Source organism: Magnetococcus sp. PR-3, assembly GCF_036689865.1.
Classification (GTDB): Bacteria; Pseudomonadota; Magnetococcia; order Magnetococcales; family Magnetococcaceae; genus Magnetococcus.
The window spans coordinates 56,367-72,359 of record NZ_JBAHUQ010000023.1 but is presented as its reverse complement, the minus strand read 5'-3'; the positions used below and the strand labels follow the sequence as shown (position 1 = coordinate 72,359).

Genomic DNA, 15,993 nt, shown 5'->3' with positions numbered 1-15,993 from the left:
TACCATTTTTTCCCACCCGCCCCCCACTTAAAGAATGGATAAAGCGCCATACTCTGCGACAAAACAGCCTTAAAAAGAGGCTGTCGGGCGCTTAAGGGCCTGACCACGCCACCATGATTGGCCAATAACCGACACCATCACCACACTCCCCCCCACCAAGGTCAGGGTGGAGGGTTGTTCTGAAAGCAACATCCAGACCCACACCGGGCCAAGCACAAACTCAATCAGTGTTAACAGGGTCAGCTCAACCCCTGTCAAAGCGCGAGACGCCAACATAAAGAGCAGATGCCCCCCCACAGAGATCACCCCACCCAACAAAAAACATAACAGCAGATCATACCAGGAGATCACCCACTGACCCTGCGCCAACACACCACCAACCCCCATGGAGAATAGCGCCCCTATAACCAGGGTTGGTAGCATATTACGGTGGCGCCCATGGCGAAGTATCACCACAAAGCCCGCAGCACTTAGTGCGGCCAATAGCGCCAACAGGTTCCCCAAAAGCCCCCCTGCGCTCAGGCCATCCCAGACCATCAACCCAATGCCCCCCATGGCTAAGAACATGGCCAACAGCGTCACAGCCCCAACAGACTCTTTAAGGAACAACCAAGCCAGTAGAGCGGTAAACATGGGCAGGGCACTCATGGTAAACATGGCGTTGGCCACCGTGGTATGCAACATGGCCAAAATAAAACACATGGAAGCCAGACCAGCCAGAACACCCCCATAGAGGGTTACCCCCCCCAGCTCGGTAAAGCGTTGCCAGGTTTGCGGCCGGTTCTGTACCCAGAGGATAAACCCCATCCCCACCGCTGACCAAAAACCACGCCAAAAGACAATCTGCCCCTGGTTGGCCTCCGCCACGCCACGCACCACCAACCCCATGGTACTTAACAGCAATCCACTGACAATCATCATCATCAATGCCCGACGATGTTCCGGCATCCCGCCCCCGATCGATTACCCCAGCACAACCACCCACCGCGTGCAAGCATCCCCACCACGACACCAGCCCCAGCAGACCCCTGCCCTGTCTCACAAAGAGAGCCTACCACCACGCACCGCTTAAACGAACCTTATGTGGCGTCACAGCCCCCAGGCTTTGGCCCCCCTAGCTCGCAACAGACCCTAATCGCCTTTAAGCGCCCCTTGCCAACAACAGGCCCGCAACAACATGGCCAGCGCCATAGGCGCATCGACCAACCCCTCTACAGCACGGCCAACCCCACCACAGCACGGCCAACCCCACCACAGCACGACCAACCCGCTACAGCACGACCAACCCCGCTACAGCACGCTACAGCACGCTACAGCACGGCCAGCGCCATAGGCTCAACCGTCAAAAAAAAACCGCACAAGCGGGGGAAGCTTGTACGGCTTTAGTCATTCAGTCCGTCTTTTATAAGGCCTGATCAGGCCTCTTCCATATCAAATTCATCTTTACCTACGCCGCAGTCAGGACAGACCCAATCTTCGGGCACATCCTCCCATTTGGTGCCTGGAGCAATACCATCATCCGGCATACCTTCGGCCTCGTCATATTCAAATCCACAGGCATTGCAAACCCATTTTTTCATGGCACCTCTCCTTCATTTTCTCATATATCAAACCGTGCATATCACGGAAGTGTTAAACGTTATGAAACTATGGAGTAGACAATGAGGGCATAGGTTCCATACATTAAGGACCTTTTTTGTCCTATATAGACAAATCCCAACATCTGACCGCTTTTTTGATTTCAGGCTTGAAAAAAATGGCCCCACTTTCAACAATGGCACCAACAAACGATCTCTAATGGGAGCCCAAACCTTTATTATGCTTGTGCAGAAATCCTCCTTTACAGCCTATTTTTGGCTGCTCACAGCCGGATGGCTGGGAGGGCACCACTTCTACCTGCGCGATCCCATGCTCGGCAGGCTCTCTATACTGTTGTGCTGGACAGGGCTGCCCTTGCTTGCCGCACTGCTGGAACTGCCAACCCTGCACCGGCGGGTACGCCGTGTAAACCGCCTGCTCAGTACAGATTATCATGGCCGGGTGGATGGTTGGGACCTGCCCGCACCATCCTGTGCCCGCTGTCACCGTAACATTGCCTGGATAATCAAGCAGAGCCAGGGGCTGAGCATTAGCCGTAACCATCAACTCCTACGCCTAACCGCCTTTTGGTGGCGCCAAGCGGGGCTACTTCACCCCACTTTTCACAACCCCCATGCGGAAGATGTCATCTGCCCCTCTTGCCGTGGAGAGATTCCCCCAGTGATCTCACAGCCGGTTCCTGAACCACGCCCCGCTGGCCAGCGGTCAAGCAGCCCGGCCTTAAGTTGGTTCATGATTGTGGTGGGGGGATGGATGGTGATCCATGGTGGCGGTCGTGGCATGATGCACCAAGTCGAGCTGTATGCCCGCTGGCAAACCACCCCTGGGGTGGTGACCTACAATGCGGTGGATATGCTGACCCACCACACCCCACGCTGGCTGACCAGCAGTGTCTCCTACCAACCGCAGGTTCAGTTCCGTTATGTTTGGGAGGGAGAGCGCTGGAGCATGGGGGGCTACTTGGCCCAATCCCCCCCCAGCTTTGCCACCCGAGCCAAAGCGGAGAGCTACCTGAAGCAATACTACTCCATTGGTCAAGTGATTGAGGCACGGGTCAACCCCGAAGACCCTGAGCAGGCCTACGCGATGGTGCGCCCCGACTATGACCCACTGTGGATGGTGGGTGGTCTGTTAATTATGGCACTGCCAGGATGGCTGCGACGCAGCAGCCACCGTTTAAAGAAGAAGCAGGCTGCCAACCAACGCCATCACCAGCAGTAGCGTGAGCAATGCCCGCTGTTGTGGTGCGATGTAAAGAGCGGGATCCCCCGCCTGACCGGCCCCCTGCCCTGTGACCATGGGGAGGATTAAATTGTGCTTAAAAAGCCACAAGTAGAGCAGGTTGACCAGCACATGAATGGCAACCAAGGCGATGAGAAGATTAAACGCCCCTTTGTGCCAAAACGTGATGGTCTCACTCCACTCGGCTCCGACCCAATGCACCAGGGGACCATCAAAAAAGAGGAAGGTGTTTTCGCTGGCAAACAGCCCACCAACCCCTTGCACCAAAAGCAGAGCCAATAAGGCGACAATCATTAATGCCCCAGCCGGATTATGCCCCACATGGTGTGCAGGTTGACCCGCCAACAGGGTACGCAAATAGGCAAAAACAGCCCCTGGGCCTTTAACAAAGTGGCTAAAACGGCTGGTTGCAGAGCCCCACACACCCCACCCCACACGCCATAAAACCAGCGTTAAGATGGCATATCCAAACTGGGCATGCAGGGTCATTTGGGTTGTTTTAACGGTGTAGACCGATCCCACAATCAGCAGGACCAGCAACCAGTGAAATAGACGGGTGGGTAGGTCCCATATGGTGATCGGCTGTGGTGTCATCATGCGCCCCCAAAAGTAACCAGGTCGCCCTGTTTAGAGCAAACAGGGCGACCGCTATTAACGGGATGACTTATTTTTCACGGAAGTTGTCGTGGCACCCTTTACAGGTCTGCCCCAGATCCTTCATGGCCATACCCATACGCTTTTTCTCGCCACTCTTCACGGCATCCACCAGGGCGTTGGCACGGGTGACCATCATACCCATCCCTTTTTTGTAGCCTTTCCAGTCATCCCAAATCTTGGGGCTGGCGGTGGTTTTAATGGAGGCACCACGGGCATTTTTCTTAAAGGTCGCCAAGGAGATTGAGGCCGCAAACGCCAAGCTTTTGGCCTGCTTTAGGGTGACCTTGGGGCCTGCGTCACACTTACCTTTTAAGGTACAGCCCATAAACCCCATATTGGCCCCAATGACCGTCATCACACCTTTACGCTTTTGGATCACCTTATCGGCATCTGCAGCTTGAGCAACACCACCCAACAGACCAAACATGGCGGCAGAAACAGCTAAAATTTTAAACATCTTCATTCATTTAACTCCTGACAATGGTTTAAAATGATCCGGCAAGGTTTTGGGGATCGTAGCAATGGACCCTTTTTAAACGTCGCAAGTTCCCGATAACCTTTTCAACCTTTAAAAAAAAATGATACCCCAAGGAGCCACCATGCCCAAACATGCCATCGCCTACCTACGTGCGGGCTATGTACCCAAGCCACTACAACCCGCCTTTGGTGAATACTTTGGTATGTTTGAGCAGCTCTTTGCCCAATATGCCCCGCAACTACAGCTCCACTGTTTTGATGTCCAACAGGGGCACTACCCTCAGGATATGGATGCCTTTGCGGGTTTTTTGATCTGCGGCTCACCCAGCTCTGTCTATGATACGGAGCCCTGGATTGAGCCCTTACAAGCGTATATCGTACGCCTACACCAGCAGCAACGTAAACTGGTGGGCATCTGTTTTGGTCATCAAATCATTGCCCGTGCCCTGGGTGGGGATGTCGCCAAGGCCCCCCAAGGCTGGGGGTTGGGGATTCAAACCACCAAACTACGACCCGGACACCCCTTGGCCCAGGCCAAACTCCACTATAGCCATCAAGACCAAGTTCTCACCCCCCCAACAGCGGCCCAAACCATTGCCCAGTCGGCGCACTGCCCCCACGCCATGCTCCGTATAGGGGAGCATATTCTAACCATGCAGGGTCACCCGGAATTTTCCGGGGCCTACTGCGCGGCACTGATCCGTAGCCGACAGGAGCGTCTACCCGCTAAACAGGTTGAAGAAGCTCTACAAAGCTTGCAGCAGAATAACCATAACGACGCATTGGCCGGTTGGATTGGGGATTTTTTCACCCCTTAACCGCCACAGCACTTTTCCCTGGACCACTTATCGACGAACCACTAAACTAATCGCCGCATATTCCAACTCTATTCATAGGTTTACATGTCACAAAACCGTTTTACCCACAAAACCATAACCCCGGTTAAGGAGCTGGTATGATTCACCGCCTATTGGCACTGTTTTTCAGCATGTTTTTTCTGTGCCTAAGCAACCTGGCCCTGGCCGAACCCATTCAGGTGGGTGGATCATTAGGGTTAACCGGTCGTTATGCCCCCTTAGCCATCATGCAAAAACGGGCCTTTGAACTGTGGGTGGAACAGACCAATGCCCAAGGCGGATTACTGGGGCGCCCTCTGGTACTGACCATTCTGGATGATCAGAGCGACCCGACGCATGCCATCAAGCAGTATCAACACCTGCTTGAGGAGAAAAAGGTCGACCTGCTCCTGGCCCCCTACTCCAGTACGCTGACACAGGCGGTTATGCCCCTTGTTGAGAAACATGGCCTGCCAATGCTGGCCTCTGGCGCGGCCTCAGACAAGCTCTGGCAGCACGGTTATAAGAATCTCTTTGGTCTCTTTACACCGGCCAGCCGTTACAGCGTGGGTTTTTTAGAGCTGATCGCTCTACAAGGGATCACCGAGGTGGCCATTGTACATGCAGATGATGGCTTTTCTCGTGCCTTAGCAACGGGGGCCAAGCAGTGGGCAGAGCGCTTTGGTTTACAGGTGGTGTTGCAGCAACAGTTTAAAAAAGGGCGGGCCGATCTGACCCCTCTGGCACAGGCGGTTAAAAAAACCCAAGCCCCTGCTCTGTTGGTGTGTGGCCATTTTCATGAGTCTGTACGCATGCGTCAGGCGCTGCATAAGGTCACCTATCAACCCCAGGCCTACTTTGCCACAGTGGGTCCTGTGCTGCCACGCTATAAAACGGAGCTGGGGGCGCTGGCTGAGGACAGTTTTTCAGCCTCACAATGGGAGCCTGAGGCGCTGCACCACCCCAAAGATCGAGCGCGCTTTACCCAACCCTTTATAGACCGCTTTAAGGTGGCCCCCTCCTACCATGCGGCGGATGCCTATGCAGCCGGGCAGATCTTAACCGCAGCGGTAAAAAAAATGGGCACCCTGGATCGCAACGCCTTACGTCAATCGTTACGACAAAACAGTTTTATCAGTATTATCGGTCGCTATGGTGTGGATAAATCGGGCAACCAGATCCGTCATTTCCCCCTAACCATTCAGTGGCAAAATGGGAAAAAGAGTATTGTCTGGCCTGATACCTTAGCCAGCTCCCAACCCCAATTTGGCCCAGCAGCCAACCCCTGAGGATGCGATGCCCCTACCTGTGGCCCACCCACTGTATAAAAGCCTGACTGCACGCATTCTTCTGGTGGTTGCGCTGGTTATTCTGCTTTTGGGCAGCACCCTACATATGGCCGTTACCCAGTTTGTGCATAACCTGGAACGCACCAGTGCCCACCGGGATCTACGCAATCTCAACCTGTTGATGCTGGATATTCTAGATGAACAGCATATGGAGCTTAACCGCCGAGGGGGCGACAGCAACCCGGTGATGATCCGTATTATCCAGGGGCGCGCGCTGGCTCAGTTTGAAGATTTTATCCGCCGCTACGGGCTGGAAGGGGAGGTTAGCCAGGGGGATAACATGCTCTTTCACTCCCCAGCTTTTGACCAAGCGCCTGAGTCACAACACGCGGCGCATCTAGCGTCTACGATGGGCGCGATCACTTTAAACGAGCGGGCCTATTTTTATTACCACAGCCCCTTCAGCCCCTGGAACTGGACCATCACCTTGGCCCGCAACCAACAAGCCTACCATGGGCTGGTAGCCGAGCTAAACCGGCTCTACCTGCTGTTGGGGGGGGTGTTGATCCTGGTGGCCATTTTGGCCATTGCCCTGTTAAGACGCAGCATTCACCACCCCATCTCTACCATTTTAGCGACCCTGCAGAATGATCAGGCACCACCCTACCGGGGCACCCAGGAGTTTGAATATCTTGGTGATAAGGTAACCACCCTCGCCCACGCTCTGCATGATAAAACCCGAGAAGCCCATGCCGCCAACCAGGCCAAGAGTGATTTTTTAGCCTCCATGAGCCATGAAATACGCACGCCCATGAATGCCATTATCGGCATGACGGAGCTGCTGGATGAGACCCACCTGGATAGCCATCAATACCGGTATGTGGCGATGTTGCGCAATGCAGGAGAGAACCTGCTGCTGATCATTAATGATGTGCTGGATATTGCCCGCATTGAATCCGGTAAAATTGAGCTCCACAACCACCCCTTCTCACCAGAAGCGCTGATGGTGGAGGTGGCCGAGTTGGTGGAGATCCAGGCCAAAGAGAAAAACTTGGAGGTCTCCACCTGCAAAGCGGGGGAGATCCCCTTACAGGTGGAGGGGGATGGCAACCGCTTGCGTCAAATCCTCATTAATCTGGCAGGCAACGCAGTCAAGTTCACCGATCAGGGCGAGGTGGTTTTACACTTGGAGGTCTGCACGCAGGATGCCCACAGCTGCACCCTACAATTTTCCGTTATCGATACCGGCATCGGCATTCCTGAAGCCAAACAGGCCACTATTTTTCAAGCTTTTACCCAGGCAGACCGCTACATTACCCGGCGTTTTGGGGGCACGGGCCTGGGGCTGACCATCTCCAACCGTTTGGTGCAGGCTATGCAGGGCAACATCAGCCTAACCAGCAGCCCCAACCAAGGCAGCACCTTTGCCGTTACATTAACCCTGCCTGTGGTGTGTCAGCAGACCCAGGCCTCCCAAGAAAACCAGCAATTTTTACAAAACTTACACCTGCTGTTTATCCAGCCCGGTCACCATCTCTCCGTGTTACGCTCGGTGCTGGAGTCCGAAGGGGCGCACCTACACCACCATGCACTGGATGCCCCCCTTAATCTGCAAGCCCTGATGCATGAACAGACCCCCTGCGGGGCTTTAATTGAGTTAACCGGGCGGGAGATGGGCGCCTTTCACCAAGCGCTGGAACTGGTTGAGTCGCTGAACCAACATGGCATACACACACTCATCGTTGGGGAGCTACGCCGGGAGAGTGACTTGGCCATGGTGCGGGCGGCCAACGCCCACTATTTAACCAAACCCTTTCAGCGGGACAGCCTGTTACGCACCCTTACCCAGCACTGTGGGGTACCCTCCACCAAAACAGAGCCGTCCCTCACAGCGCCCCCCACCCCCGATCAAAGCTTACGTATTTTGGTTGCGGATGATGCCAGTGATAACCGCATGCTCATCCGCCACTACCTAAAACAGACCGCCCATACCGTAGTCACGGTTGAGGATGGTGAAGCCGCTGTTACCACACACTGCGCAGCCCCCTTTGACCTGATCTTGATGGATGTACAAATGCCGCTGCTGGATGGCTACCAAGCCACCCAACATATCCGCCACTGGGAGAAGCAGCATGGCCACGAGCCTGTACGTATTATCGCATTAACCGCCCACGCCTTTGAGCAAGATCGCCTGCGTAGCATACAGGCCGGGTGCGATGCCCACGTCACCAAACCGGTCAAAAAAGAGACCCTGATCAACCTGCTTTAGGCACTCTGCTTAACCGGCGCTAAATTGGCCAAAAAGTCCCGGCTGGGTACGCGGGTTGCCAAGATCAGCGAGATCACCGCCATGCCCGCCCCATACCAGAACACCGTACTGGGGCTGGTCAGCCAAACAATCCCCAACAGGGCTGGGATCACCACCGCCGCGATATGGTTAATGGTAAAAGAGATACCAGCTGTAGGGGCGATATCTGCTGGATCGGCAATTTTTTGAAAATAGCTTTTCAGGGCCAAGGCCATGGAGAAAAACAGATGGTCCACCACATACAACCCTGCGGCGACCCAGTGGCTCTCAACCAGGGCATAGGCGCTAAAGACCCCAATAAGACCCACATATTCTAGAATAAGCATGGTGCGCTCACCGTGCTGGCGCACCCACTGGCCGATCATCGGTGCCAGCCAGATGGTAATGGCACAGTTGATTAGAAACAGCAGAGTTAACTGGTCGGCACCATAGTGAAATTTTTCCACCATTAAAAAACCGGCAAACACCACAAAGATCTGCCGTCTGGCCCCAGACATAAAGGTCAAGCTGTAGTAGAGCAGATAGTTTCTACGCAGAATAATTTTACGGTGTTGGCGCACTTTTTCAGGAAACTGAGGAAAAACCCACCACCCCAACAGGGCCAGGGCCATGGTCAAGCCCCCCCCCAGGATATAGGCGGGGGGGTAGTCCCACTCAAACAGTGTCAGCACCACATACAACCCGCCAAACGCCACCAATGCTCCGAAGGCACGCACCGCAGCCAAACGGCCCAATACAACGGGGGTTCGATCCCGGTCAATCCACTGCAAGGCCAGGGATTGACGCATGGTCTCAAAGTAGTGAAAACCAACGGACATCACCAAAGTGGAGAAATAGAGCCCCTCTGGCGTATGGAACCAGGGGGTGATCAGGGTTCCAAAACCGGTCAGGGCCAGCATCAGCAGCGCCACCCGCTGTTCGCGGAAGACCAGCAGTAGAAAAATAGCCGTAAAAGCTAAGAGCCCCGGCACCTCACGAACACTCTGAAGTATGCCGATTTCCAGCCCTGTAAAACCCACCTGCTCCACACTGTAATTGTTTAGCAGGGCACGCCAAGTACTAAAAGCCAGAGGCATTGCCGCCGACAAAAGCAGCAAGAGCATCTCTGGTGAACGCCAGCCACCCCAACTTTGAGCCCAACGATTTAGTCTATCCATGACGCGATTACCTATACCCACATGTCCCATGATGGCTGCACAGCGTCGCGGGTACCGACCCTGCCTGACCCGGGCCAACCTCGCTGACGGTTCCCCACGATACCAAAACCTTTTGAACAGCCTGAATACCCCACAGGCTGCCTGAATACCCCGCCACCAGCACCAACAAGCAGGGGACGCTCCAATGTACGACTCGCCACAACGGGGGGTACGGCTAGCCTAAGCCTGCCCACCCCCTAGGGCATTAAACCACCAGACCCCAGGTGTGTACTGGCCCGCACACACCCCCCTCTTTCTGACCCAAGCCAGAGAAGGGGCGACAGCTTACCCAGCGTTGCCCCCAATAAAACAAAAACCCCTTCTGACCAGAAGGGGTTTGTATGGCTTAACCAACGGATCGTCAGCAGCTCATGCACCGCTCTCCTTAAGCGCATCCACCCGTTCATGCATGCTACGCAGCGAGGTCACCAACTCCTGATTAACCAAATCTTTACGCGCTTGACGCTTATTAGATTCATCCAGACGCAAGACCAGTAGGCTAATTAACTCCTGCTGGATCAAAATATGGATGCGAGGATCCATTTCCTCCAACGCTTGAGGATCCACCTTCAAGACGGTGCAATCCTCATAAGCCAATACGCTGGTAAAGCGCTTTGCTTTGGTAATAAAGGACATTTCACCAAAAATGGCGCCTTGGGGCAGTGTACCAACCTCTTGGGCATTCTCTTTATCATCCAGCTTGGTGACCCCCGCTTCACCGCGGATCAACACAAACAGGGAGCAACTGTTGCTGTCCCCTTCACGGATAATGATTTCACCCTTTTGAAAAAAAGAGAAAAAGCTCTCTTCGGAGAGAAGCCTATCCAACTCTTCATCTCTAAACTTTTGAAAAAATGAAACTTTCCTGAGAAGTTCACGTTCCAGATTCACCGACTAACCCCCGATTGACCTATAGATATGCGTAACGTCCCGGCTGATCATAGAGTAGAGACCACCAATCTACCAGTCTCTCTACCAAAATATCAGGACTTCGTTTGAGTATCTGGAAAGGCCTGGTTCATATAAGTTTTCAGATGCCTCATGCCAACATTAAGTTCATCATGTCCTTCACCAATGACCTGTTTTAACCAGGCAGGCTCAGCCTTTTTACTCTCATGGCTGGCATGACGGATGGTATCAGCGAGCTGCTGCAACCCAAAACTGGCGGCGGAGCCAGCCAGTGTGTGTAGTGCGGTGTGCACCCCTATCCGGTCACTCTGCTCTAACGCGGTCGACGCCGACACCAAATAGTTTATGGCATTTTTTTCAAAACGTTCCGACAGGTTCTGGAACTCTTTTCTGGTCATCTCTGCCGCCAGGATATCCAGATGAGCTCGATTAAGCGACGGGCTCTCCGTCTCACCCTGGGCCGGATCTTCAGGAGCATCATCCTGGGTCATCTCCGGCACCAAACGACGCATGATGGTCGTCAACCGTTCAGAGACGATGGGTTTCACAAGAATTTCATCACCACCAGCCTCACGGCAGGCATCCACCGTCTCCCGGGTGACTTCGGCAGACATCATCACAATGGGTACAGCCATGGCCCCTTGCTGCTGTTCGGCCTGGCGTAGTTGCTCAATCATCTCCAAGCCCCCCATACCCGGCAAAATACGGTCCACCAACAGCATATTCCAGCCACCGTCCATGGCCAGTGCCAAACCCTGCTCCCCAGACTCAGTCATGGTCACCTGGTGACCACGATCTTCCAGTATCGCGCGGATCACCATTTGACTGACCGGATCATCCTCCACCACCAGAAGGTTCAGGCTATGCTGGTGCATATCCCCCCCTTCTGACAGGGTATAACGCCCCGCTTGGAGCGGTGGGGTTGGGCCGTGTGTAGGCTCAGCTTGCCCATCCTCTACGATCTGCACCGTTGGGGCATCATACCCCTTGGAGCCCCGTATATCCTTGATCTCAGGTACACGGGAAGGCCGCGGCTCGGCATCATCCTGAGCAGGCGGATCCCAGGCAGGCCTCTGGTAGAGAGTGGGACGCTTGGTGGCCCCATGATCACCCATAGAGACCGGCAGTTTCATATGCAGACGTAACGCAGGTTGTGCGGCACCCACCGTTGAGATCTCCAGCATAATCCCCATCCACTGGGCCAAGCGCGCCATTAAAATCAGCGCCAGCTCACCATCCCCCTGTGAAGACTGCAGAGGGCTAAAGGGACGATAACGATGTTGTGTCCGCATCGCCCCCCCCACCTGTTTGGGGAAACACTCTAAAATGAGGTTAGAATCCTCCCCCTCGGTGGCGATCACATCCAGCCGGATCACGACCCCTTCACACCGCGCACCCAAACCATAACTGCGCAGCATGGCTGAAAAGAGTTGATGATGCCGCCCAGGATCCCCTAAAAAACGTTGATCAGCCGCCGCATCATCCAACTCCAACTGAATACGGAACCCCCCACCAACAGTGACCCCCAAGGGGTACTGATTGCGCAAGCGATCAAGCAAGGAACGAAAACGAAACGGGGTGCGTTCCATACTGGTACGGCTTTGTGCATCCAACTGCCCCAACACCTGAAGATCCTGAATGCGGGTATTTAGCTGCTCAACAACCCGTTCCAGCTCACTCACCCAGCGCCCTTCGCCTGCACTGCTCTCCTCGCTTTTTAGATAGGTTAAGACCTGTGTCACCTTCTGCAAGGGTGGTGTAAAAGCGTGACTCACGGCATCCAGCAGCACCCCCTTGGCCCGGGTAGAGTCATCCGCCAGCTCCATGGCCTGGTGGGTTGCCCGCTCCGACTCCTTAAAGCGACTGATATTGGTGGCGACCTCCAGGCGTACCGGGCGGCCATCACTCCACTCCACCCCATGAATGTGGGAGAGGTACCATTTATTATTCAACGGGTGCAGATACTCACGGGCAATCCGCGCCCCCACCTTGGGCCACAGGTGCGCACTCTCCCACAAGACTTTATGCTTCTCATCTGCTTGAGGATCAAAAAGGTGGGCAATTTTACGCCCCACCACATCCCCAACAAGCTCCCACATGGTCCGATTGATATAGAGCACACGCTGGGTACGGCTATCGGCCACAAAAACAGTGGCCTCCAAACCATCCAACACCGTATGCAGGCGACGGTTGGCCTGCTCCAGCTCGGTACGTCCCCGTTCCAGGGCCTGCTCCGAACGGCGGCGATCGGTAATGTCATGAACAATTTGATAAAGAATGGTGTGGCCATCCAACGACACCGGGCCAGAGTGAACCTCCACCTCCCGCTCTTCGCCACTGGCCAGCTGGTGACGGAAGAAAAAATAGTCACGCCCTTCACGGCTGGCACTGGCCATTTCATGCATAATTTCAGGTTCAGAGAGCACATTAATCTGGCTAACTTTCAGGTCGCACAGCTGCTCTTTGCTGTACCCGTAGAACTGCTCTGCGGCACAGTTGGCATCGATAATCCGGTAATCATTTTCAGGGTCAACCAACAGCTTAATGGCGGTATGGTTGGCAAACAGATCATGATAGCGCAGCTCACCACGGCCCAGGCGCCAACCCCCAAAAAAAATGGCCAAACAGCCAAGCAGCCATAACACACCACCGGCGCTCCAGCTCCAACGCATCGCTTGCCCAATGACCTGCTGCATCTGTGCCCGTGACAGACCCAGCTCGACAATAGCAAAAATATAACCGCTCTCTTTTATAATAGAAACCGAGTGCGCCAGATCTGATCGTTTTTTATAGTTTTCCTTACTGACCCCATCTCTACCTTGAAAGAGCAAAAAGTGGCCATCGGCATCCTGAATGGTAAAATAGATCACATCTGGCTGCTTAAGAACCTGACGCGCAAGATCCCGCAGAGTATTAATATCTTCAGACAAAACAGCATGATGTGCGGAAACAGAAAGCAACTGCACCGTAGAGCCCGCCCGCTGGCTAAGCGCCTCGCGGTTGCTGCGCTCCAGATAGTAATAGTGGCTGCCCAGCAGCAGACCGACCAGCAGAGTCAGCGCCAGCATCGCACCCAGCATCCATTTCCAGGAGAGTATCATATAGGAGACTAAGCCACCGTCACAGAGAAACATGGCCCTACCATAGATGCAGCGCCACAGTATGATAATTCATTACCGATCCAGACCCGGCAAACCTTACAAAAAATAACGGAACATAACATCCGTCAAATCACGTTACCCCAATTCCCCCCCCGTTACCAGCAGCATTACGGGACGTTAGAATTAGTTAGAAGCAAAAAAACCCACCAACTTTTAGTTGGTGGGTTTTTTCCTGTCACATTTTGTCGTGGTTACTTACGCCGCTGAATCACCATACGACAGTCTGCCACCGCAGCGCCTTTACCCTGGGCATGAACAATCATGGGGTTAATGTCCAATTCCTGGATCTCTGGGTTTTCCGTTAACATTTGCGACAGACGTAAGATCGCTTCACGAATGGCCTCAACATCTGCCGGCGGGTTACCCCGCACCCCTTGCAGAATTTTGTGGGCTTTAACCTCCTGCACCATACGTTCGGCACTAATCTCCCACATAGGGGCCAGACGGAAGGTGATATCCTTAAACACCTCAACCATCACCCCACCCAGACCAAACATGACCAACGGTCCAAACTTGGGATCTCGGGAAGATCCCAAGATTACCTCAACCCCTTTTTTGGCCATCTGCTCCACATAAACGCCGGTAATCTCTGCACCGGCATCGTAAGCCTTGGCGTTGGCCACAATGGTTTCAAACGCCTCACGGGCCTCTTCACGGGTTTTGAGCTTAATCATCACCCCACCGGCATCGGTTTTATGAATAATATCTGGAGAGCTGATCTTCATCGCCACCGGCAGGCCCACCTCATCCAACACCCGCTCCAGATCATCCAGCGAGGTGGCCAAACCATTTTTTAAGACCGGCAGACCATAGGCCTCCAGCAAACGCCCTGCTTCATGCTGGTGCAGCAATTTACTATCCGCATCCCCCAAGAACTGATCCATCAACCGCTGAACCTTATCCAGGTCAACATCAAACTGGGGGGCGGCATGCCGCCGTTTGTAGTGCAAGCGCTCACTAAAGCGCGCCATGGCTGCCAATGCCCGTACAGCGGCTTCGGGGAACTCATAGTTGGGAAAACCGTGACTGCGCAGATACTCAACCCCCTCCTGCACATCCATCACCCCCATAAAGGCACACATGACCGGCTTACCCCGGCTGCTGGCACGGGGTACAATTTGGGCAGTCTCCAGCACATCGGTCATGGCCTGCGGGGTTAAGATCACCACCACACCATCAACCCCTTCATCAGCAAGCACCAGATCCAGTGCGGCCTCATAACGATCATGGTGGGCGTCACCAATGACATCTACAGGGTTGTTAATGTTGGCGGTTGGGGGCAGTTTGGCTTTTAGACGTGTTTTGGTGGTCTCTGACAGCACCGCCAACTGCAAACCATGACGCTCCAGCGCATCGGTCGCCATAATACCCGGCCCCCCCGCATTGGTCACAATGGCAATGCGGTTACCCTTCGGCAGAGGCTGCTGACCAAAGCCCTGGGCATACTCAAACAGCTCACTGATGGTCTCAACACGCTGAATACCCCCCTGCAAGAAGATGGCATCATAAGCGGCTTCAGAGCCTGCCAGCGCACCTGTATGGGAGCTGGCGGCCTTTTTACCCTCGGTAGAGGTGCCAGATTTAATGGCCAGCATGGGTTTTTTACTCTCCCACGCCACCCGACGGGCGGTTTCAATAAAGCGGCGGCCATCGCTGATATCTTCCAGGTACATCAAGATGGCATCCGTATCCGGATCATCTTTTAAATACTCAAGCAGGTCGCACTCGGTCACATCCGCTTTATTACCAAAGCTAATAAACTTGGAAAAACCAATATTACGGCCCATGGCGTAGTCCAGCACCGCCGTACAGAGCGCACCAGACTGGGAGATAAAGGCAATATTCCCTGCTCCGGGGCTCTTGGTGGCAAAGCTGGCATTCATTCGCACCGTTTTATGGGCGTTGATGACCCCCAAACAGTTGGGACCAATCAGGGCCATACCATGTTTGGCCACGGCATCTTTAAGCCGCTGCTCATGTTCCAGCCCTTCCCCCCCAACCTCTTTAAAGCCTGCGGTAATCACAATGGCCCCGCGGATGCCATGTGAACCCGCATCCTCAATAACATCGGCCACTTGAGCCGTAGGCACCACCACCACCACCAGATCCACCGTCTCAGGCAAAGCAGAGATCGAAGCATAGGCCCGAACCCCCATAACCGCCCTATTCCGTGGATTAACCGGGTAGATCACCCCCTGAAAGGTACCCAGCAGGTTGGAAAAAATGGCGTGACCTACACTGCCAGGACGGTTACTGGCACCAACAACCGCGATGGAGTGGGGATTAAAAATGGCGTCCAGGTTATCATGCATGCTCGGT

13 protein-coding genes are annotated in these 15,993 nt (G+C 54.2%); 4 read left to right on the top strand and 9 right to left on the bottom strand.

The genetic code is table 11. The annotated features are described in order from the left end of the window. Nucleotides 1-69: 69 nt before the first annotated feature. From V5T57_RS13670 to V5T57_RS13660, 3 genes are all read right to left on the bottom strand, one after another. Nucleotides 70-948 (bottom strand): DMT family transporter, encoded by an 879-nt coding sequence (locus tag V5T57_RS13670; RefSeq protein ID WP_332891792.1) that lies wholly within the window; start codon nt 946-948, stop codon nt 70-72. 183 nt (nt 949-1,131) lie between these two features. Then, complete coding sequence (locus tag V5T57_RS13665) at nt 1,132-1,260, bottom strand: hypothetical protein (protein ID WP_332891791.1); 129 nt, start codon at nt 1,258-1,260, stop codon at nt 1,132-1,134. Nucleotides 1,261-1,415: 155 nt separating this feature from the next. Then, a complete protein-coding gene (locus tag V5T57_RS13660) occupies nt 1,416-1,580 on the bottom strand; it encodes a rubredoxin (RefSeq protein ID WP_332891790.1) in 165 nt (54 codons plus the stop codon). Between the two features lie 217 nt (nt 1,581-1,797). Here V5T57_RS13660 and V5T57_RS13655 point away from each other — a divergent pair, with 217 nt between their 5' ends. Beyond that, nucleotides 1,798-2,820: a DUF3592 domain-containing protein gene (locus tag V5T57_RS13655; RefSeq protein ID WP_332891789.1), complete on the top strand. Its 1,023-nt coding sequence runs from the start codon at nt 1,798-1,800 to the stop codon at nt 2,818-2,820. On the opposite strand, the gene V5T57_RS13650 is transcribed toward V5T57_RS13655, so the two are convergent. After that, nucleotides 2,776-3,438, bottom strand: a complete 663-nt coding sequence (locus V5T57_RS13650) for a cytochrome b/b6 domain-containing protein (protein WP_332891788.1) — start codon at nt 3,436-3,438, stop codon at nt 2,776-2,778. The two genes, V5T57_RS13655 and V5T57_RS13650, sit on opposite strands and share 45 nt — an antisense overlap. 67 nt (nt 3,439-3,505) lie before the next feature. Further along, a complete protein-coding gene (locus V5T57_RS13645) occupies nt 3,506-3,961 on the bottom strand; it encodes a c-type cytochrome (RefSeq protein WP_332891787.1) in 456 nt (151 codons plus the stop codon). 136 nt (nt 3,962-4,097) lie between these two features. On the opposite strand from V5T57_RS13645, the gene V5T57_RS13640 reads away from it, so the two are divergent. The 3 genes from V5T57_RS13640 to V5T57_RS13630 all read left to right on the top strand — a co-directional run bounded on the left by V5T57_RS13640 (nt 4,098) and on the right by V5T57_RS13630 (nt 8,369). Then, nucleotides 4,098-4,793, top strand: coding sequence for a glutamine amidotransferase-related protein (locus V5T57_RS13640; protein ID WP_332891786.1), 696 nt, complete (start codon nt 4,098-4,100; stop codon nt 4,791-4,793). Nucleotides 4,794-4,930: 137 nt separating this feature from the next. Beyond that, nucleotides 4,931-6,100, top strand: a complete 1,170-nt coding sequence (locus tag V5T57_RS13635) for an amino acid ABC transporter substrate-binding protein (protein WP_332891785.1) — start codon at nt 4,931-4,933, stop codon at nt 6,098-6,100. 7 nt (nt 6,101-6,107) lie between these two features. Beyond that, nucleotides 6,108-8,369 carry an ATP-binding protein gene (locus tag V5T57_RS13630; RefSeq protein ID WP_332891784.1) on the top strand — a complete coding sequence of 754 codons (2,262 nt, stop codon included), beginning with the start codon at nt 6,108-6,110 and terminating at the stop codon, nt 8,367-8,369. Here the strand turns inward: V5T57_RS13630 and V5T57_RS13625 are convergent. From V5T57_RS13625 to acs, 4 genes are all read right to left on the bottom strand, one after another. Continuing rightward, a complete protein-coding gene (locus V5T57_RS13625; RefSeq protein WP_332891783.1) occupies nt 8,366-9,565 on the bottom strand; it encodes an MFS transporter in 1,200 nt (399 codons plus the stop codon). The two genes, V5T57_RS13630 and V5T57_RS13625, sit on opposite strands and share 4 nt — an antisense overlap. A 408-nt stretch (nt 9,566-9,973) precedes the next feature. Further along, nucleotides 9,974-10,495 carry a cyclic nucleotide-binding domain-containing protein gene (locus tag V5T57_RS13620; RefSeq protein ID WP_332891782.1) on the bottom strand — a complete coding sequence of 174 codons (522 nt, stop codon included), beginning with the start codon at nt 10,493-10,495 and terminating at the stop codon, nt 9,974-9,976. 92 nt (nt 10,496-10,587) lie between these two features. Further along, on the bottom strand, nt 10,588-13,647 hold the full coding sequence (locus V5T57_RS13615) for a response regulator (protein WP_332891781.1): 3,060 nt from the start codon (nt 13,645-13,647) through the stop codon (nt 10,588-10,590). Between the two features lie 218 nt (nt 13,648-13,865). Next, nucleotides 13,866-15,986, bottom strand: a complete 2,121-nt coding sequence (gene acs, locus V5T57_RS13610; protein WP_332891780.1) for an acetate--CoA ligase alpha subunit — start codon at nt 15,984-15,986, stop codon at nt 13,866-13,868. Nucleotides 15,987-15,993 lie beyond the last annotated feature (7 nt).

Bases quoted from the DNA above. Each gene is read 5' to 3' on its own strand.
- V5T57_RS13670 (WP_332891792.1), bottom strand. From the start codon at position 948: ATGCCGGAACATCGTCGGGCATTGATGATGATGATTGTCAGTGGATTG.
- V5T57_RS13660 (WP_332891790.1), bottom strand. From the start codon at position 1,580: ATGAAAAAATGGGTTTGCAATGCCTGTGGATTTGAATATGACGAGGCC.
- V5T57_RS13655 (WP_332891789.1), top strand. From the start codon at position 1,798: ATGGGAGCCCAAACCTTTATTATGCTTGTGCAGAAATCCTCCTTTACA.
- V5T57_RS13650 (WP_332891788.1), bottom strand. From the start codon at position 3,438: ATGATGACACCACAGCCGATCACCATATGGGACCTACCCACCCGTCTA.
- V5T57_RS13645 (WP_332891787.1), bottom strand. From the start codon at position 3,961: ATGAAGATGTTTAAAATTTTAGCTGTTTCTGCCGCCATGTTTGGTCTG.
- V5T57_RS13640 (WP_332891786.1), top strand. From the start codon at position 4,098: ATGCCCAAACATGCCATCGCCTACCTACGTGCGGGCTATGTACCCAAG.
- V5T57_RS13635 (WP_332891785.1), top strand. From the start codon at position 4,931: ATGATTCACCGCCTATTGGCACTGTTTTTCAGCATGTTTTTTCTGTGC.
- V5T57_RS13630 (WP_332891784.1), top strand. From the start codon at position 6,108: ATGCCCCTACCTGTGGCCCACCCACTGTATAAAAGCCTGACTGCACGC.
- V5T57_RS13625 (WP_332891783.1), bottom strand. From the start codon at position 9,565: ATGGATAGACTAAATCGTTGGGCTCAAAGTTGGGGTGGCTGGCGTTCA.
- V5T57_RS13615 (WP_332891781.1), bottom strand. From the start codon at position 13,647: ATGTTTCTCTGTGACGGTGGCTTAGTCTCCTATATGATACTCTCCTGG.
- acs (WP_332891780.1), bottom strand. From the start codon at position 15,986: ATGCATGATAACCTGGACGCCATTTTTAATCCCCACTCCATCGCGGTT.